Source organism: Leifsonia sp. CL147, assembly GCF_900114565.1.
In the GTDB taxonomy this organism is placed as follows: Bacteria; Actinomycetota; Actinomycetes; order Actinomycetales; family Microbacteriaceae; genus Leifsonia.
In genome coordinates this window covers 1-18,261 of record NZ_FOTM01000028.1, presented here as the reverse complement: position 1 = coordinate 18,261, position 18,261 = coordinate 1, and the positions used below count along the sequence as shown (strand labels likewise).

Annotated in this window: 21 protein-coding genes and 1 pseudogene; 7 read left to right on the top strand and 15 right to left on the bottom strand. The window is 69.2% G+C overall.

Annotated features, from left to right (window positions below; translation table 11 throughout):
• Positions 1–23: 23 nt before the first annotated feature.
• From BM287_RS17145 to BM287_RS17125, 5 genes are read right to left on the bottom strand one after another with little or no spacing between them, the layout of a single operon-like run.
• Entirely contained in the window at positions 24–458 is a 435-nt protein-coding gene (locus tag BM287_RS17145) for a DUF3052 domain-containing protein (protein ID WP_244528430.1), read from the bottom strand.
• Positions 446–1,285 carry a metallophosphoesterase gene (locus BM287_RS17140; RefSeq protein WP_090042123.1) on the bottom strand — a complete coding sequence of 280 codons (840 nt, stop codon included), beginning with the start codon at positions 1,283–1,285 and terminating at the stop codon, positions 446–448. The genes BM287_RS17145 and BM287_RS17140 overlap by 13 nt, the downstream gene beginning before the upstream one ends.
• Positions 1,286–1,321: 36 nt before the next feature.
• Positions 1,322–3,175 carry a YhgE/Pip family protein gene (locus BM287_RS17135; RefSeq protein ID WP_090042126.1) on the bottom strand — a complete coding sequence of 618 codons (1,854 nt, stop codon included), beginning with the start codon at positions 3,173–3,175 and terminating at the stop codon, positions 1,322–1,324.
• Entirely contained in the window at positions 3,172–3,909 is a 738-nt protein-coding gene (locus BM287_RS17130) for a hypothetical protein (RefSeq protein WP_244528429.1), read from the bottom strand. The genes BM287_RS17135 and BM287_RS17130 overlap by 4 nt, the downstream gene beginning before the upstream one ends.
• Complete coding sequence (locus BM287_RS17125) at positions 3,906–4,637, bottom strand: TetR/AcrR family transcriptional regulator (protein ID WP_244528427.1); 732 nt, start codon at positions 4,635–4,637, stop codon at positions 3,906–3,908. The genes BM287_RS17130 and BM287_RS17125 overlap by 4 nt, the downstream gene beginning before the upstream one ends.
• Before the next feature lie 118 nt (positions 4,638–4,755).
• Here BM287_RS17125 and BM287_RS17120 point away from each other — a divergent pair, with 118 nt between their 5' ends.
• On the top strand, positions 4,756–6,042 hold the full coding sequence (locus BM287_RS17120) for an adenylosuccinate synthase (protein WP_090042129.1): 1,287 nt from the start codon (positions 4,756–4,758) through the stop codon (positions 6,040–6,042).
• A gap of 121 nt (positions 6,043–6,163) precedes the next feature.
• On the opposite strand, the gene BM287_RS17115 is transcribed toward BM287_RS17120, so the two are convergent.
• Positions 6,164–7,444 (bottom strand): GNAT family N-acetyltransferase, encoded by a 1,281-nt coding sequence (locus tag BM287_RS17115; RefSeq protein ID WP_090042133.1) that lies wholly within the window; start codon positions 7,442–7,444, stop codon positions 6,164–6,166.
• 78 nt (positions 7,445–7,522) lie between these two features.
• Here BM287_RS17115 and BM287_RS17110 point away from each other — a divergent pair, with 78 nt between their 5' ends.
• Positions 7,523–7,813, top strand: a complete 291-nt coding sequence (locus BM287_RS17110) for a hypothetical protein (protein WP_090042136.1) — start codon at positions 7,523–7,525, stop codon at positions 7,811–7,813.
• A gap of 169 nt (positions 7,814–7,982) precedes the next feature.
• Here the strand turns inward: BM287_RS17110 and BM287_RS17105 are convergent, their stop codons facing one another.
• From BM287_RS17105 to BM287_RS17080, 6 genes are all read right to left on the bottom strand, one after another.
• Positions 7,983–8,897 carry an SDR family NAD(P)-dependent oxidoreductase gene (locus BM287_RS17105; RefSeq protein WP_090042139.1) on the bottom strand — a complete coding sequence of 305 codons (915 nt, stop codon included), beginning with the start codon at positions 8,895–8,897 and terminating at the stop codon, positions 7,983–7,985.
• A gap of 4 nt (positions 8,898–8,901) precedes the next feature.
• Positions 8,902–9,216, bottom strand: coding sequence for a chorismate mutase (locus BM287_RS17100; RefSeq protein ID WP_090042141.1), 315 nt, complete (start codon positions 9,214–9,216; stop codon positions 8,902–8,904).
• Between the two features lie 44 nt (positions 9,217–9,260).
• On the bottom strand, positions 9,261–10,757 hold the full coding sequence (locus tag BM287_RS17095) for a glycosyltransferase family 2 protein (RefSeq protein ID WP_170857610.1): 1,497 nt from the start codon (positions 10,755–10,757) through the stop codon (positions 9,261–9,263).
• A 125-nt stretch (positions 10,758–10,882) separates the two neighbouring features.
• Positions 10,883–11,563, bottom strand: coding sequence for a CE1759 family FMN reductase (locus BM287_RS17090; RefSeq protein ID WP_090042143.1), 681 nt, complete (start codon positions 11,561–11,563; stop codon positions 10,883–10,885).
• A 29-nt stretch (positions 11,564–11,592) separates the two neighbouring features.
• The gene (locus tag BM287_RS17085; RefSeq protein WP_090042146.1) at positions 11,593–12,798 is read right to left on the bottom strand and encodes an LLM class flavin-dependent oxidoreductase; all 1,206 of its coding nucleotides are present in this window, start codon (positions 12,796–12,798) and stop codon (positions 11,593–11,595) included.
• A 125-nt stretch (positions 12,799–12,923) separates the two neighbouring features.
• Positions 12,924–13,826, bottom strand: a complete 903-nt coding sequence (locus tag BM287_RS17080; protein WP_170857609.1) for a LysM peptidoglycan-binding domain-containing protein — start codon at positions 13,824–13,826, stop codon at positions 12,924–12,926.
• A gap of 121 nt (positions 13,827–13,947) precedes the next feature.
• Here BM287_RS17080 and BM287_RS17075 point away from each other — a divergent pair, with 121 nt between their 5' ends.
• The 3 genes and pseudogenes from BM287_RS17075 to BM287_RS17070 form a co-directional block, all read left to right on the top strand.
• Positions 13,948–14,868 (top strand): DMT family transporter, encoded by a 921-nt coding sequence (locus BM287_RS17075; RefSeq protein WP_090042149.1) that lies wholly within the window; start codon positions 13,948–13,950, stop codon positions 14,866–14,868.
• Positions 14,869–14,957: 89 nt separating this feature from the next.
• Entirely contained in the window at positions 14,958–15,095 is a 138-nt protein-coding gene (locus tag BM287_RS17930; protein WP_170857608.1) for a hypothetical protein, read from the top strand.
• A 31-nt stretch (positions 15,096–15,126) separates the two neighbouring features.
• Positions 15,127–15,584, top strand: a pseudogene (locus BM287_RS17070) (ATP-binding protein); the annotation flags it as partial.
• A gap of 21 nt (positions 15,585–15,605) precedes the next feature.
• Here the strand turns inward: BM287_RS17070 and BM287_RS17065 are convergent.
• From BM287_RS17065 to BM287_RS17055, 3 genes are all read right to left on the bottom strand, one after another.
• Positions 15,606–16,325 (bottom strand): hypothetical protein, encoded by a 720-nt coding sequence (locus tag BM287_RS17065; RefSeq protein WP_090042152.1) that lies wholly within the window; start codon positions 16,323–16,325, stop codon positions 15,606–15,608.
• Between the two features lie 2 nt (positions 16,326–16,327).
• Positions 16,328–16,744, bottom strand: a complete 417-nt coding sequence (locus tag BM287_RS17060) for a hypothetical protein (protein WP_090042155.1) — start codon at positions 16,742–16,744, stop codon at positions 16,328–16,330.
• A 445-nt stretch (positions 16,745–17,189) separates the two neighbouring features.
• Entirely contained in the window at positions 17,190–17,369 is a 180-nt protein-coding gene (locus BM287_RS17055) for a hypothetical protein (protein ID WP_139230726.1), read from the bottom strand.
• 102 nt (positions 17,370–17,471) lie between these two features.
• Here BM287_RS17055 and BM287_RS17050 point away from each other — a divergent pair, with 102 nt between their 5' ends.
• Positions 17,472–17,720, top strand: coding sequence for a hypothetical protein (locus BM287_RS17050; RefSeq protein ID WP_139230725.1), 249 nt, complete (start codon positions 17,472–17,474; stop codon positions 17,718–17,720).
• Between the two features lie 283 nt (positions 17,721–18,003).
• Positions 18,004–18,261: transposase (locus BM287_RS17985; protein WP_211773003.1), on the top strand; the 258-nt coding region annotated here is incomplete at its 3' end.

Below are 18,261 nucleotides of genomic sequence, written 5' to 3'. Positions count from 1 at the left end.
GATAGTGGGGCGGGAGGGCGGGGTCAGCGGTTGGTGCGGCGCCAGACGAGTTTGAGGGCGGACCAGTCGGTGTCGAGGGCGGCCACCTTCACGTCGACCAGGCCGCGGGCGAGCGCGGCGTCGCGGATGAGGTTCTCGTCGAGGTCGCTCACGTGTCCGGCGGCCTTCCGCGGCCACGCCGCCCACAGCATCCCGTCGGGACGGATGCGCTCGCCGAGTTCATCGAGCTCGTCCAGGTACTCGGCGGCGTGCCGGTAGAACGCGAGGACAAGTCCCCGCTGCCCGTCCTCGACCCAGTCCACTTCGGGCCCGTCCTCGAGCGGGATGCTCCAGCCGGGATCGGCGTGCAGCACGGTCGCGCGCATCCCGGGTTTCAGGCCGAGCTTCTTCCACAGCGGCGTGCCCGAGTATCCGGCGGTGCCGGCGCCGGCGCCGGTCGGCGGGGTCACCCGTGCCACCCGGCGTCGTCGGCGATGCGTCGGATGGCGGCCGCATCCAGCTCGTATACGGTCTCGCCGTCGTCGGGCGCGGGGGCGGTCACGATGTGCGCGCGCACCGGCCCCTGCGAGGGCAGCTGCACCCACGCGAACCCGGCTCCCCGCACGGCCCGCTCCCGCGGCGGCGGCCACAGCACGTCCGTCGTATTGGCGACGGCGGGCGCGACGACCGCCGGGATGCCCGGCGCACCGGCCTCGGTCACGAGTCCGTGGTGGAAATGCCCGGCGAGGATGAGGCGCACATCCCCGCCGCCGCACACGTCGAGCAGCGGTTCGGGGTCGACCAGCCGCAGCGGCTCGAACAGGACCGTCGTCGGCTCGACCGGTGGATGGTGGAGCACGACGACCGTGCCCCGCTCGGACGGCGTCGCGAGCACCCGCCGCAACCGGTCCAGCTGGGCGTCGTCCACATGTCCGTAGCCGGCGCGCGGGACGCTGCTGTCGACCGTCACGATGCGGAACCCGCGCACGGTCGTCTCGGTCTCACTCGGGCCGAGCACCTCCTCGAAGGCGTCCGGCAGGTCGTGGTTGCCCATTGCGTACACGACGGCCGCTCCGCGCTGCGCCGCCCACGGCTCCAGTGTGCTCTTCAGGATGCGGTAGGAGGCCGCGGTCCCGTCCTCCGACAGGTCGCCGGAGACGACGACCGCGTCGATCCCGGTCAGCGTCGCCGCTCGGGCGAGCACCCGATCCAGCCCGGCCAGCGTGTCCACGATGCCGTAGTGCAGCCTCCCGTCTCCGTACAGATGCGTGTCGGAGAGGTGCAGGATGCGCAGCGTTTCTGTCACGCCGCCACCCTAGCGCCGGCCGGCGACGGCGCCCGCCTACCCGATGAGCGACGGACGCAGGTCGCGCAGCGTCCGGAAGTGCGTCATCCGCGTCACGCCGATCGCCGAGATCAGCAGCGCCACGAGCATCCACAGGGCCAGCACTCCGGCATCCGACCAGGCCGTCGCCGGGTTGCCGCCGTACATCAGCTGACGGAGGCCGTCCACCGCGTACGACATCGGCAGCACATGGTGCAGCGCGGCGAGCGGTCCGGGCAGCGTCTGCCAGGGGAAGGTCCCGCCCGCCGTCACCAACTGCATCACCATGAGCACGAGCCCGAGGAACTGCCCGACGCTGCCGAGCCAGACATTGAGCGCCAGGATGATCGCCGCGAACGTGACGGACGCCAATCCCATCACGGCGTACATCCCGAGCGGATCGTCGATCCGGAACCCGAGAGCGCCGGACACGATCGCGAACAGCCCGATCATCTGCACTGCTCCGAGAAGGCCCGGTGTGAGCCATCCCGCCAGCGTGATCTTCACCGGCGAGTGGAGTGCCGTGATGGCCCGGCGCGAGACCGGCTTGACGATCAGGAACAGCGCGTAGATGCCGATCCACGCCGCCAGCGAGACGAAGAACGGTGCGAGCCCGGCGCCGTAGGTCCCGGCGGAGGTGATCGAGTCGTTCTTCAGGTCGACCGGGTCGGCGATGGTGCTGGCCTGCTTCTGCCGCAGCTCGGGGGAGCTGTCCGGGATGCGGCCGACGCCCGCCTGCAGCCCGTCGCGCAGCTGCGCGGTGCCGGTGTGCAGGCTGGTCAGCCCGTCGCGCAGTTGCGCAGATCCGCTCGCCGCGGTGGCAGCGCCCGAAGCGAGTTGCGATGCGCCGTCCGCGGCCTGCTGCGAGCCGGCCGCGACCTGGGATGCGCCACCCGCGACCTGGTCCGCTCCGGCCGAGAGCTGGTCGATCTGGCCGACGGCGCTCTGGATGCGGCGGTTGCCCGACTGCACGGTCGTGTCGATGCTCGCGAGCGACGCCTGCACCTGCGCGATCACGGAGGAATCGACGTGCCGAGCCTGCAATTCCTGGAGGAGCTGCCGGCCGGTCGCCGGGGCCTCCGCCGCGAGTTGGGCGGCCGCCGCCCCCGCCTGGTTCGCCTGGGTAGCCAACTCCCTGTTGCCGGCCGCGACCTGGGCCGCCCCGTCGCTGACCTGCTGTGCCCCCGCCGCGAGCTGCCCGAGCTTGCCCGACAGCTCCTGAGATCCCGACGCGAGCTGGGCCGTGCCGTCCGCCAGGAGGCTCGCACCGGACTGCGCGCTCGCGCTGCCGTCGACCAGCGTGTCGGCGCCGCCGACGGCCGTGACGAGCTGCGAGCGGATGTCCGCCAGTCCGACCAGGAACTGCTTCGCCGCCTCCTCGTTCACCTGCTGGACGATCGCGGTGCGGATCTTCTCCGCCGCCTGCGTGCCGATCGTCGAGGCGAGGTAGCTGTTCGTGTCGTTCGTCGTGAGGGTGACGATCGCCCGGTGCGGGTCCGTCCCGGAGGCGGAGGCGAGGGCTGTCGAGAAGTCCTTCGGGAAGGTGATGCTGAAGTCGTATTTCGAGTCGTCGACGCCGCGCGCCGCCGAGCCCTGCTCCACGCGGTGCCACTGGAAGGATCCGTCCGAGACCAGCTGCTTCGCGACGTCGTCGCCGTAGGAGACGTCCTTCCCGCCGACGGTGGCCCCCGCGTCGTCGACCACGATGGCGGCCGGGATGCGGTCGAGGTTCGCGTAGGGGTTCTGGTTGGCCCACAGGTACAGGCCGCCGTAGAGCACCGGGACGCACATCAGGGCGACGAGCGCAACGATGGACATGGGGTTGGCCGTGAGGCGACGGAACTCCGCCGCGATCATCTGCGGAATCTTCATTCGCGCTCCTGGGTGGGCCGGGGGTCGGGTTCGGGCTCGGGCTCGGGTTCGGGTTCGGGCTCCACGATCAGGTCCGGGAGCCCATCGGTGTCGTCTCGGCCGGGGTCTTCGTCGAAAGTGTCCGGGCCGGTCTCATCCATTCGCGAGACCAGGGAGGCGGCGGCGATCGCCGCCGCGGAGGCGTCGCCCGCCACGACCAGCACGGCCGTGTCGCGTCCCGCGAGCTCGCGAGCGAACCGCCACCAGTCGACGGGATCGCCGCCGTGACGGTCGGGCGAGACGATGACCAGCGCATCCACTCCCTTCCTCAGCAGCGCCAGCTCGGCGAGCAGGCGGATGCGGACGGCCGGCGGCACCGTGCCGATCGAGGATCGCGACCACTCGGACGCTTGGAGCTCGCGCAGGCAGCGCCGCACAGCGAGGGGATGCGACCGCAGGCCGGCGAACATCAGCTCCTCCGCCACCACACCGGCCACGGTGACATCGGCGGCGGGCTCGGAGACGCCGGGCGCGTCGATCAGGGCGATGCGCCGACGCATCGCGGCGTAGTCGGTGACGCCGTCGATGGCCACGGTCCCGGAGTCGGGACGCATCCGCCCGGAGGCGATGAGCCCGAGCACGGTCGGCCGCTGCTCGGTCTCAGCCCGGGCGAGGGAGGCGCGCCCCGATTCGAACGTCGCGGAGGTGAGCGGCAGGGCGGCGCCCTTCCCGACCCGGTCGAGGACGACCTTCATCGCTGCCGCCCTCCGTCGCTCGAGCCGCTCGCGCCCGCTTCGGCGCGGGTGCCCGCTGCGGCGCGGGTGCCCGCTGCCGCTCCCGCACCCGTCCCCGCTCCCGGGACGAACGCCAGCTCCGGCGTGGACGCGATCAGCTCGCCCGCTTCGCGCCAGCTCATCCCCGCGGCGCCGAGGCCTGCGAGCATGACCAGTCCATGGCCGGCCTCGGGCGTCAGCCCCGTACGCGTCGCCTCCTCGAGCACGGCCACGGCCGCGTTCTCGATCAGCCGGGTGACCGTCTCGGGATCGAGGTCCGTCCGGATGCGGCCGGACCCCATGCCGCGCCGGACCGTCTCGCGCAGCCGCTCGCGCGCCGGGTCGAGGGCCGTGCCCACCAGCTCGCGGTGGGGGCCGCGGACGGCGAGGGCCGCGCTGACGCGGATGTGCTCGACCTCGGCCCAGAGCGTCGCTCCGAACAGCGCGATCTCGACCAGCGGGTCGGGATGCGACACCGGCTCCAGCAGGGCCGCGAGGCGGCGGGCGCCGCGCGTGAACACCTCGACGAGCAACTCGTCCCGGGTGGCGAAGTGGCCGTAGACCGCGCGCCGGCTGAGGCCGGCCCGGGCGGCGATGGTCTCGAGGGACGCGTCGATGTCCTCGTTCAGCGCCACGGCGGCGGCGCTGAGGATGGCCTCGCGGTTCGCGGTCGCGTCGCGACGTGGAGCACGGGTGGAGGGAGTGGGCATAGCAGCAGTCTACATCTTTCTTGCACACCCGTGTGCAACTTAATGGGTCACGATAGGATCGAGTGCGACGGTCGTCCGCGTGGCGCCGAAGCGATCCATCCACTGAGAGGACTCCTACGTGCCCGCGATCGTGATCATCGGCGCCCAGTGGGGCGACGAAGGCAAAGGCAAGGCGACCGACGTCCTCGGGAGCCGCATCGACTACGTCGTCAAGTTCAACGGCGGCAACAATGCGGGCCACACCGTCGTCATCGGCGACGAGAAGTACGCCCTGCACCTGCTGCCGTCCGGGATCCTCACCGAAGGCGTCACCCCGGTCATCGCCAACGGCGTCGTGGTCGACATCGAGGTGCTGTTCGAGGAGCTCGACGCGCTGATCGCCCGCGGCGTGGACGTCTCCCGCCTCCGGGTCAGCTCCAACGCGCACGTCATCACCTCGTACCACCGCACGATCGACAAGGTCACCGAGCGATTCCTCGGCAAGCGCCAGATCGGCACCACCGGCCGCGGCATCGGCCCCACCTACGCCGACAAGATCAACCGGGTGGGCATCCGCATCCAGGACATCTTCGACGAGAACATCCTCCGCCAGAAGGTGGAGGGCGCCCTCGACCAGAAGAACCACCTCCTGGTCAAGGTCTACAACCGCCGCGCGATCACAGTCGACGAGGTGGTGGAGCAGCTGCTCGCCTACGCCGAGCGCCTGCGCCCGATGGTGGTCGACAGCTCGCTCCTGCTCAATCAGGCGCTCGAAGAGGGCAAGTACGTGCTCTTCGAGGGCGGCCAGGCGACGATGCTGGATGTGGACCACGGCACGTACCCCTTCGTCACGTCCTCGAACTCGACCTCCGGCGGTGCCGCCACCGGCTCGGGCATCGGCCCGAACCGCATCGACCGGGTGATCGGCATCGTCAAGGCGTACACGACCCGCGTCGGAGCCGGGCCCTTCCCGACCGAGCTGTTCGACGAGTGGGGCGAGTTCCTGCGCGAGCGCGGCTTCGAGTTCGGCACCACGACCGGCCGCCCGCGCCGCACCGGCTGGTACGACGCGCCGGTCGCGCGGTACACCGCCCGCGTGAACGGCGTGACCGACTTCGTCCTGACCAAGCTGGACACGCTCACCGGCATCGATCGCATCCCGGTGGCCGTCGCCTACGACGTGGACGGCGCGCGCCACGACGAGGTCCCCGCCTCGCAGAGCGACTTCCACCACGCGAAGCCGATCTACGAGGAGTTCCCCGGCTGGACCGAGGACATCAGCGGCGCCCGCAGCTTCGACGACCTGCCCCGGAACGCGCAGGACTACGTCCTCGCCCTCGAGGCGATCTCCGGCGCCCGCATCTCGGCGATCGGCGTCGGCCCCGCCCGCGACCAGATCGTCGTCCGCCACGACCTGATCGACTGAGCCCCCCGGCTCCGTGCGCGCACCAGTGAAGGAGATCCGAACGAGAATCGTCCGGATCTCCTTCACTACTGCCATCCGAAGGAGAATCGGGAGCTGATCTCCTTCGGCAGTGCGGAAGGGTTCAGAACCAGGTGCTCAGCCGCGGGGGCACCGCCGTGCGGAACAGGCGGTCGAGCGCGTCCACGTCGCCCTGGATGCGGCCCGCGACGGCGAGCGAGCGCGCCGTGTCGTGGCCGAGGTAGACGCTGCCGAGGGCGTTCACCGGAAGCGTCACGTCGGCCGGATCCGCTGTCGTGGTCACGGTCGCCCGCCCCTCCGTCACGGTCAGGCGGAAGCGGCCGGCGGCGAGACCCAGGTCGTCGGCCACATCCAGCACCAGGGAGCCGTCGCGCTCATAGCTGCGGGCCTGCAGCGAGGCCGGGAGGTCGAGGATGCGCACCCACAAGTGGTCGTCGACCGACGTGACCTTTGCGCCCCGGATGTCGGAGACCAGCGCGGGCAGCGGCTCGTCCACACCGCGCGTCCACACCTTCACGCTCGCAACGAGGTCGAGCTCGAACAGGAACCGCCAGAGCGCCGTGAGCGCCCCGTCGGTGGCGGCCGCGAGGTAGTTGACGTCGACCGTGTGCCGGGTGAAGTCGTCGTCACCCTTGACGGTGTAGGAGACGAAGCCCTCCGGCTCGCCGGACGGGGAGTCGTAGCGGACCAGCCGGTAGCGAGCCGCATTCGTGTCGCCCTTCAGCGGGCCGGTCAGGCGGTGGGCGAGGTAGGGCTCCAGGCCGATTTCGCCCGGACGGCCCGCCATGACGCGGTCGAGCACGCGCTCGGCGGTCTCGCGGTACTCCTCGGGGTCGGTGAACGACAGGCGTCCGACGGACTCGGCGCCCGCCCAGCGGACGCGTTTCGTGTCGACCGTCCAGGCCGTTGCATAGGTGGCCGGCCCGAAGCCCCAGCGGCCGTAGATGACCGACTCCGAGACCGTGAGGATCGCCAGCGGGACACCGAGCGCGTGGGCCGTGCGCAGCTCGCCGCCGAGGAGCGCGCGGGCGATGCCGCGCCGGCGATGCGTCGGCGCGACGGTGACGGAGCTGATCGCCCAGGCGTCGATGCGCTCCCCGCCCGGGACGGTGAGGGGCGCGACCCACGAGTTGACGGTGCCGACCGGCTCGCGGGCCGGGATGGCGTCGTCGTACACCCCCGTCGTCCGGCGCGAGCGGAGGTACCCGCGCGCCTCCTCCAGCACCTCGTCCTTCGGCCGGCCGTCGTGGAATCCGCGGAAGTCCGCGCGGATCCACGCGTCGAACGCGGCGGCGTCCTCCGTGTCCACCAGGGAGAGGCGAAGTCCGCCGGCGGACAGATCGCGCTCGGAGGTGGGGTCGATGGGCCGGGTGAGGAAGTCCATCCCTTCACCGTATCGGGCGGCCCTCGGCGGCGGGAACAGCGGACAGGGGGCCGGGCGCGGTCCGGTAGCGTGGATGCCATGAAGGTGCGCGGTCTCATCCAGAGCAGCGAAACGCGGGAGCTCACGGCCGAGGCGGACGATGCGCAGTCGGCGCGCGCCCTCATCGAGGAGCAGGTTCCGGACGGATTCGAGCTGCTGCGCGTGCACAACGCGATGCCGCGTGGCGGGCGGGTCATCGCCACGGCGGTCATCCGCGGGTCCGCCGTCAGCGAGATCGAGGCCGAGGGCCCCGACTACGCCTCGGCCCGGGACGCCCTGCGCGCGCAGGTCCCTCCCGCGCACCTCCTCCTCTCCATCGTCGTCGCCTGACCCCACCCCCCACCCCCGGCTCCCGCTCCACCGTCGGCTCGCCCCCACCGTCGAGTACGCATAGACTGCACGGTTTTGGGGGCTCGAACGTGCAGTCTTTGCGTACTCGATGGTGGGGCGCGGGCGCAGGGGCGCGAGGGCGCGAGGGCGCAGGGCGCGTGGGCGCAGGTCAGAGGGGGAAGGGCTGGGCGGCGGCGCGCTCGAGGAGGGGCCAGAGCGCGGCGGCGAGACGCGGCGAGCGGGATGCGCGGGTCGCCGGGATATGGACCGGCGGGCCTTTCGTGAACGCGGCCGGGCCGAGGTAGTCGCCGCCGGTCACCTCGGGGTCGAGCACGGCGCGCACCGGCGCGTGAGCTCCGCCGTCCTTGCCCTGGGTCCAGGCCGCCTGCAGGTTGTCGGCGAAACGGGTGGCGCGCGACGGGTGGTTGACACCCCGGATGCCGGGGGTGCGTCCCGAGATGGAGTAGCCGGGATGCACCACGATGCTCTGCGCAGCCGACCCGGCCGCGCGCAGCCGCCGGTCGAGCTCGAAGCCGACGGACTGCGCCGCGATCTTCGATGCCGCATAGGCGCGCCACGGCGTGTAGGAGCGCTCGAGCTGCAGGTCGTCGATCCGCAGGCGGCCGAGGCGCGCGGCCATCGAGCCCAGCGTCACGATCCGTGCATCCGTCTGCACCAGGGCCGGGATGCACCGGGCCACCAGGCGGAAGTGGCCGAGCACGTTGGTCGCGAGCACGAGCTCGTTGCCGTACTCGTCGGTCTGCCGCGTGCGTGGTGGGTGCACCATGCCGGCGTTCAGCACCAGCGCATCCACGCTTCGCCCGAGCAGCGCGTCGGCCGCCGCGTCGATGGAGCGCCGGTCCGTCACGTCCAGAGGCAGCGCCTCGACGCTCGCGTGCGGAACCCGCCGCCGGATCGCGGAGATCGCCGCCTCGGCCCGCTCCGGGTCTCGGCACGCGAGGACGACGTGCGCGCCGGCCTGTGCCAGCTGCTCCGACGTGAAGTAGCCGACCCCGGCGTTCGCGCCCGTGACGATGACCGTGCGGCCGTGCGCGTCCGGCAGCGCGGCCGCATCCCAGCCCACCGTGCTACTTGCCGTTCTCGCCGGCGATGCGCTCGTGGTGGTGGATGACCTCGGCCACGATGAAGGTCAGGAACTTCTCGGCGAAGGCCGGGTCGAGGTGGCTCTCCTCGGCCAGAGCGCGGAGGCGCCTGATCTGCTCCTTCTCGCGCTCGGGGTCCGCTGCGGGGAAGCCGTGCTCCGCCTTCAGCGCGCCCACCTGCTGCGTGAACTTGAACCGTTCGGCGAGCATGTGGATGACCGCCGCGTCGATGTTGTCGATGCTCTGACGGATGCTGTGCAGCTGCTGGATCGCGGCCGCCGCGTCGCTGTTCTCGGGCATGCTCCGACCCTACCGGGTCGGGCGACCCGATCGGCCACGTGTCGTCAACCGGCGGCGACGCGACCGATCTTCTCGGTCTTGTCCCAGCGAGCCTCGGCCCCGGCCAGCTCCTTCAGGTACGAGTCGAACGTGATCGCGCACAGCAGGGAGCCGTACCCGGCGAGGTAGATCAGCGCGGGCGACAGCCACCGGCGCGCCCGCGTCTTGTCGGCCCGGCGCGCCAGCCACGCGACCACCATCGAGAACGGGATCCAGACGTAGATCGCCAGCGTCAGGATGAAGAGCACCGGCGTCGTCAGGGTCACGTCGAACAGCCCGGGCAGCCAGACGAGCACCACCGGCGGGAAGAGCGCTGTGATCATCACGATCATGTTGATGATCCCCGGAAAGAGCAGGACATGACCCAGCTCGCGTTTCGTCGTCGATCCGTCGGTCTGAGCGCCGAGGATGAGCACGAACAGGTAGGCGAGCGCCGCCGAGATCCAGAGCACCCGGAAGATCCCGGTTGCGAGCCCGTCCTCGAGGAACAGCAGCCCCGCGAGTCCGATCGCGGACAGGATCATGATGAGCGGGAGCAGCCACAGGCTGAACCACACGATCCCGAAGCTGATGCCGCCGAGGTTGTGCACGCGCGAGCGCCGGAACCACACCTTCGAGTAGCGCGCCGTGACCGTCACATTGCCGCGGGCCCAGCGCAGGCGCTGCTTCCACAGCCCGTCCACGGAGCTCGGCTCCTCGGCGAGCACCTGCGCGTGCGGCTCGAACACGACCTTCTTGCCGAGCAGCTGCGTCTCGAAGGTGGTGATCGTGTCCTCGGCGAGGGACGACGTGTCGATGCGCCCGCCGATCGCGAGCAGGTTCTCGCGCGTGTGCAGCTGGGCGCCCCCGGCGAGGCAGGCCTGCGCGCCGAGCACGTTCTGGGCACGCCGTGCGGCCGGCTGCGAGAGCACATACTCGACGCTGACGAACTTCGTGAGGTAGTTGCGGCCGGTGCTGCTTCCTTCGCGGATGTACGCCGAGACGGCGCCGACGTCGGGGTCGGCCAGGTGGCGCGTCATCCGCCGCAGCGACTCGGGCGTGTAGATGACGTCGGCGTCCATGATGAGGAGCGCCTCCATCCAGTCGTCCTCGAGGACCTTCGCGATGCCGTGGTTGAGGGTGTGCGCCTTGCCCTGACCGCCCTGCTCGCGCCGCAGCAGGTGCACGTTGCCGGGATACTGCTCGGCGCGTCCCCGCACCACGTCGGGCGTCTCGTCGGTGCTCGCGTCGTCTACCACGTAGATCCGCAGCGCCTCGCGCGGATAGTCCAGCTTCATCAGCCGGTCGATGGATGCGCCGATCACCGCACCCTCGTTCCAGGCCGGCACGATGATCGCCACCCGGGGAAGGTAGGGCGCCGCCTTGCCGTAGTGGTTGATCCACGCGTGGAACGGGATCGTCACGAAGGTCGCGGCTGCGGCGATCACGGGGATGAGCCCGGTGAGGGCGAGGATCAGGCACACGATGACGCCGATCCAGTGCAGCACGGTCAGAACGTCCATCCCGAGACCTCCCTGTTCTGCCCCGACCCTACCGCGGGAGAGGGCGTTCGCCCGCGGAAGGGAGCGGCGGAAGGTTCGCCGAGGGCACGTCGTCCCGTCCGGCACGCGGCGCAGGTGCGCAGCGCCTACGGACGAGTGCCGGGGAGCGTCCCTCCGGCGGCCAGCCGCATGAGGTCGGACTCCAGGTCGATGCCGCCGGCCGAACCGAACTCGTGCTGGTAGCTGTTCCAGGAGGTGTCGGCGATCTTCGCCTCGATCTCGGACTCCATCAGCACCACCAGTTCGCGGGCGGCCCGGTCGATGCGCTTGGTGAGGGCCTTGTCCTGCCAGTCCTCGGTGGCGGCGAAGACGGAGGTCGGGGTGGTCATCGTCCGCAGGAACGCGAACAGCCCGCGCATCTCACCGTCGACCACCAGAGCGTGCCGCGCGGTGCCGGCGGTCGCTCCGAGGATGACGGGCTTGGCGATGAGCAGGTCGTTGTCGAGCACCTGGAAGAACGAGGTGAACAGCCCGCTCGGGCCGGCGTTGTAGACCGGTGCCGTCGCGATGACGCCGTCGGCCGACCTCAGGGCCTCGACCGCCTTCGTGAACTTCGGGCCCAGGTGGCCGGACGCCAGGGCGGCGCCCAGCTCGGGGAGCAGCTCGCGCAGGTCGAGGGCCAGCGTCTGCACGGTCCGGCCGTCACGCTGAGCGAGGGCCTCGACGCGCAGCGCCAGCCGATCAGCAAGCATCTTCGTGGACGACGGGTCGCTGACTCCGGCGTTCACCACGACGACCCGGAACGGCCGTTGGTCTGCGGTGCTCATGTTCTGTCCTTCTTCCGGAAGCGAAGCGATCACAGGGAGGGGGTGCTCGCGGGGACCTGCTCGGCGGCCTCCTGAATGCGCGCGGTGTCCTGGTAGGGGGATCCGCCGGTCACGTTGTCGCCGCGGTTGGCGTTCGGGCGCGGCTGGCGCGGAGCGGCATCCCCGTACTTCGCGGCGACGAGCGACTCGTGGGTCGGCGCCTCCGGCGTCCCGGGGTCCCTGCGCGCCTCGGTCTCCTTGCGCAGCACCGGGATGACGTGCTCGCCGAGCAGGTCGAGCTGCTCGAGCACGGTCTTCAGCGGGAGGCCGGCGTGGTCCATGAGGAAGAGCTGGCGCTGGTAGTCGCCGGCCCACTCGCGGAAGGTCAGCGTCTTGTCGATGACCTCCTGCGGGCTTCCGACCGTCAGCGGCGTGGCGTCCGTGAACTCCTCCATCGTCGGGCCGTTGCCGTAGACGGGCGCCTCGTCGAAGTAGGGGCGGAACCGGTTCTTGGCGTCCTGCGAGTGCTTCGCGATGAAGGCCTGGCCGCCGAGTCCGACGATCGCCTGCTTCGCCGTGCCGTGGCCGTAGTGCTCGAAGCGCTCGCGGTAGAACGCGATGAGGCGCTGGAAGTGCTCCTTGGGCCAGAAGATGTTGTTCGCGAAGAAGCCATTGCCGTAGAACGCGGCCTGCTCGGCGACCTCGGGCGTGCGGATGCTGGCGTGCCAGACGAACGGAGGCACGTCATCCAGAGGACGGGGTGTCGAGGTGAAGCCCTGCAGCGGGGTGCGGAAGCGTCCCTCCCAGTCGACGACGTCCTCGCGCCACAAGCGGTGCAGGAGGTTGTAGTTCTCGAGCGCGAGCGGCAGGCTCTGGCGGATGTCCTGGCCGAACCACGGGTACACCGGACCCGTGTTGCCGCGGCCGACCATCAGGTCCATGCGGCCCTTCGACAGGTGCTGCAGCATCGCGTACTCCTCCGCGATGCGCACCGGGTCGTTGGTCGTGATCAGCGTGGTCGAGGTCGTGACGACGAGCTTCTCGGTGAGGGCGGCGATGTGGGCCAGCAGAGTCGTGGGAGAGGAGGAGAAGAACGGCGGGTTGTGGTGCTCTCCGATCGCGAAGACATCCAGCCCGACCTCCTCCGCGTGGGTCGCGATCCTCACGATCGCGTCGATGCGCTCCGCCTCGCTGGGCGTCTCACCGGACACGGGGTCGCGGGTGATGTCGCTGACGGAGAAGATTCCGAACTGCATGACTGGCTCCTCTGGTTGTTCTCGCCGTTTCTATGCAAATGCATATAACAGGCGGAGGGCCCGGGTATTCCCGCCTGGGTGAGGGCCGTTCCCGCCGGATCAAGCGAGAGGGTGCGCCGGGCGCGTCAGAGGCTTTCGGGGTCGAGATTCAGCGTGGTGCCCTGGTAAAGGTTCTGGTTCTTGTCGAAGACGGATGCGCCTTGATTGAGCCAGAGCAGGTCCGGCACCGAGATGCCGAATCGCTCCGCCACCCGTCCCGTCGTGTCGCCCGGAGCGACCACATAGCCGGCCGGCGCGCCGGACGGCGTGGTCGCGCTGACCGCCCCCGCGGCGTTCGGCCGGGTACCGCCGTCGACCGGGTGGACGTTGGTCTGCCGCTCCGGGATCGACCAGTGGATGCTCGTCACAGCCAGGACCTTGTCCGGGCCGAGCTCGACCGGGACGCCGTCGGCGGACGCGGCTGCCGAGTACGTCACCAGCGTGGTCAGGAAGGACGGCTTGATGCCGAGCGATGCGGACGACGGCGCAGCCGGTGAGGTGGTCGGGGCGCCCAGCGCGTGGTCGCCGATGCCGTGGTAGGTCAGGCCGTCCCCGACTCTCGGCGGCACGTCGATCAGCGTCACCGAGACCGGCACCGGGACCGTCGAGGTGAAGCCGGAGTATTCGGCCGAGTAGGTGTTGTCGCCGTTCGACACCATCCGGTAATGGAAGTGGATGCTGCCCTTGGGTGAGGCGACGTTCCCCTCCGCGACGACGGTGCCGAGCGGGACCGGCGTCAGGATCGGCGCCGGCGGTGGCGGCGTGGGCGGCGTTGCCGCGGGCGACGGCGTGGCGGAGTCCGTCGGAAGGCCGGTGGGGGGAGCGTCCTGCGTCGGCTTCGCGGATGGAGTGGTGTGGCGGGTCTGCGAGGACGCGGGCCGCCGCGCCGTCTCGTCGGCGGAGGGAGCGCACCCCGAGAGCAGCGCGGCCAGTGCGACGACGGCACCCACCGACGCCGCGACGCGGACCGGAACGATATGACGATTCATGATTTCCCCCGGAGCGACGCTATCAAATCCACGTTCGCGCCTCCCCGGCCCTGGCCGTTTCTTGTGCATAGCCGTCCGATTTCCGCTCGTGGGTGTCGGTGGCAGCCGATAGCGTCGGAGGGTGAAGGTCGCCATCCAGTTCGCCGCCATGGGTCTCATCTGGGGCGCCAGCTTCCTGTTCATGAAGGTGGCTCTCGTCGGGGTGAGCTTCGGCCAGGTCGCCTGGGCGAGGCTGGTGTTCGGCGCCGTGACACTGGGCATCATCGCCCTGGTCATGCGCGTGAGACTCCCGCGCGAGCCGATCGTCTGGCTGCACTTCGCGGTGGTGGCGATCACGTACTGCGTCATTCCGTTCCTCCTGTTCGCGTGGGCCGAGCAGTACGTGGCGTCCAGCCTGGCGAGCATTTACAACGCCGTGACGCCGATCACGACCGCCATCCTCGCGACGGCGGCGTTCCGCGTCGAGAAGCTGAACCGCGATCAGGTGCTCGGCGTGATCGTCGGCGTCCTGGGCGTGGTCGTCGTGGTCGGCCCGTGGGCGGTGGATGCGCTGGGCGGCAGCCTCTGGGGCCAGCTCGCCTGTCTCGGAGCGGTGACCTGCTACGGGTTCAGCTTCGGCTACATCCGTCGATTCATCAGCTCGCGCGACGTGTCGGCGACCGCCAGCGCGTTCCTGAACATCGGGATCGCCGCGGTCATCATGATCGTGCTCACGCCCGTCGTCGCGTGGCACCCCATCACGTTCAGCTGGCCGGTGCTGCTCTCGCTCCTCGGCCTCGGCGCGCTCGGAACGGGCGTGGTCTACATCTGGAACATGAACGTCCTCCGCGCCTGGGGGCCGACCGTCACCTCCGGCGTCACCTACGTGACCCCGGTGATCGGGGTGGCGCTCGGCATCCTCATCCTGGGCGAGCACCTCACCTGGAACGAGCCCGTCGGCGCGCTCGTCGTGATCGCCGGCATCCTGCTCACCCAGCAGCGCGTCCGCCTGTTCACCCGCCGTCAGCCGGAGCCCGCCGCCCTGGAGGCCGCCTCGCGCTAGCGGGACGCCCAAGACCGTTCGCGCATTCAATGTCAACTTCGTCTCAAGGGGTCACGATGAAAACTGCGGGCCCCGCCTACAGAGGCCTGATGTCATTCCGACGACTCGTCATGATCGCGATCCTGATCGCGGTGGCGATCGTGGTCCTGGCCGGCGTGCTCTGGATCGAAGTCTGGTTCGCCTACCAATTCATCCCCTGGTGGGCCAGACACCCGGCCCACAGCTGAAAGTCCTGGCTGAGAACGCGCCGAGACAGCAGTTCGCCGCGGCGACCCGCTCTGCCTCATCGGCGACTCCGCACCGGCAAAAGCCATCTCCTTATCGGGCTCGGCACCGCTGCAGCCGAGAAGGGCTACCGGGTGAAGTTCACCCTCGCCACGAAACTCGTCAACGAACTCGTCGAGGCCGCCGACGAGAAACAGCTGGCCCGCACGATCGCCCGCTACGGCCGTGTGGATCTGCTCTGCATCGACGAGCTCGGATACATGGAACTTGACCGCCGTGGCGCGGAGCTCCTCTTCCAGGTCCTCACCGAACGGGAAGAGAAAGCCTCTGTCGCGATCGCTTCCAACGAATCCTTCTCTGGCTGGACCAAGACCTTCACCGACCCGCGCCTCTGCGCCGCGATCGTTGACCGGCTCACTTTCAACGGTCACATCATCGAAACCGGAACCGAGTCCTACCGCCTCGCCCACACCCGAACCAACAGGACCTGAATTGCCCGAGCCAAGAGCGCGTCATCCTCTTTCTGGCGTCGCAGCCCTCAGGAAGCTGGTGATGGAGACTAGCCCTGAGGGGAGGTCCGCCATCGCGGCGACCAGGGCCTCACGAGCCAGTTTCACGCTGATGGTGATGTGTGCTTCAGCGTGCTCGTCGTAACTCTCGCCCGCGGAGAAGAGTTCACCCTCGGGGACGGACAGCGCCAGCTTCCTGGCTCTGCGAAGCTGCTCGCTTGTCCACATGCTGCGTCGAACGGTGAAGTGCTCGGGAGCCGCATGGCGATCCACGATTTCGTGGGCGCGATGCGGGTCGCTCACGGTAACGAGAACAGTGTCGCGCAACGGGTGGAACTCCATCCGCCGGCCGGACAGGATGCCGGCCTGGTCTAGTTCACGCAGGATCTGAGACCCGGCACCGGACAACGACTTCGGCGGATCCGGCAAAGGCACAGCCCCGACCGCGCTCGGTCGTATCGCGGGCTCCTCTTCCGAGATGACCTCGGTGGCGCTCAGCCGGCGACCATCCCATCGCCCAGTAATGCGGACCAGATTGCCGAGCGCTACGCCATCCGGCAGACGGCTCAACGCCACAGCGGCAGCTCGGTCGAGCGAGCCCACCTGTTCGACCGGGACCCGATCGTGTGCCAGGAGCAGACCCGGCTGCCCCTGGCACACGATCAAACGCCCGACCGCGGTCACGGCATCGCCCGCGCGAACAGGCGTCAAAGTGGCAGTCACGACTAGTAGTTCGTCCCCACCATGACCATCCAATAGGCAGAGGACGATCCGCAACCGCCTTGATTGAATTCCTGGCAGTCCCAGTGGGTGATGTCGGGCCGAACACTCCTGAGGTAGTTCATCCGGTTCAGGCACTTCTGGTAGGTGGTGATCGCGGCGTAGTCGTAAGGCGTCCAGGTGATGATCCTGGGCTGGACCGAATTCGTGGTCGAACTCGCCGTCGCCGAGGACGGAGCAACTGCCGCGTGCTCGGGCTGGCTCTGCACCTGCGCAGTCTGCTCAGCCTGGCTTTGAACAGACAGACACGCAGCGGACGCGGCTGGAGCGCCCACCATAAACAGTCCCGTGACCAACCCGATAGCCGCCATGATCTGCGCCAACCGGCCCCCGACGCGTCCCACCAACTTCTTCGTTAGCATCTGATTCCCTTCTTGAGACAGGGAGCGTCCCCCAACGCGATCGCGATGTTGACCCCCCAACGAGCGCGATCCTAGACCCCGCGTTCTACCGTTCGCAAGGACCGACAGATTCGCTCCTCCCGTCGCCACCACTCTATTTACGCGCCATTTCCAACGGCCGAAACTGTCGTGGCTGGCGCACGCCTGGCCAGCATCGATAACAACACCGCGGAGCACGGCGTGGGCCAAATGGAGACGACGACAATGGGCCAAATGAGCTTGACAAAGCCAACCGGCTCACCTTCGGCGGCAACATCATCGAAACCGGCAGCGACTCCTACCGCCTGGCCCACACCAAACAACAACTCCAGCACACGTAGGTCATCTCCGAAATCATTCGAGGGCGTACTCCTGGGGTGTCCTGCTGCTGGTGTCAACCGTCGTGGTTCTCAATAGCTCCGGCATGTCACTTACGGGCCGACCCGAAGGACAAAGCGAAGTAGGCGATAGCGCCGCCGAGTATGACCAGAGCAAAGGCCGCCAAGAGCCACGAGTGACTTGCTACCTCGATGATGCCTGCCGCGACGGCCAGGACCGCCGCAAGGCTGCTGGCGATCCTGGCCACAATGCGCTGCGAGTTACTCATCCCACTACCCATCACATAGATCATTCTCGGCGAGTCCCCCGCCAACAAAGGTGAGCAGAGCTCCCGCAAGGCCGATTCCACCAATCGTCGTGACGGGCAAGGATGCGACAGCTGCGATTGCGCGGCATCGCACCACTTTGGCCGCTCGTGATCAAACCGCCGAGATCAGCACTCGACAACAACCTGCTCAAACGTATCTGGCTCCCCAGCGGCCGCATCGCGCTACCCATCCTCGGCGACACTGGATCCGCGCAGGAATGGCTCCTCCCAGTCCTCCTCACCATCTACGTCGGATACTGCGCAGTCGGCGAAGCCCAGGCGCTCGTCGACGCGATCACCTGGCCCCGGTGAGTGAAACGGTGACCCGTATGCGAGCGGGCCTCCAATACAGCCAGCACCTGCGGCGCCGGACGGTCATGCTGGATCTACGGGCGGCGACGGCGGTTCCGCATGGACAGCAACATCATTCCGCCGGCCAGGAGCAGAAACACGACTCCCACAATTGCGGTTTGCCAGTATGGGACAGCCCAGTTGGTGAACAGTGGCACGATCAAGAAGATGAGGCGGGGACTGGTGCAGGGATAGGTGACAACTGACTTGTGGTGCTGTGTGCATCGCGAGAGAGGATGTCATTATGCCCAAACCCTTTCCCCGTGAGTTCCGCGATGATGTCGTGGCTGTCGCGCGGCGTCGTGAGGACGGTGTGACGCTGAAGCAGGTCGCGACCGACTTCGGGATCAGCGAGACCTGTCTGCAGAACTGGTTGCGCCAGGCCGATGTCGAGGACGGCAACCGTCCGGGCGTGACGACGAGTGAGTCCGCCGAGTTGCGCGAGCTGCGGAAACGTAACCGGCTGTTGGAGCAGGAGAACGAGGTGCTGCGGCGGGCGGCG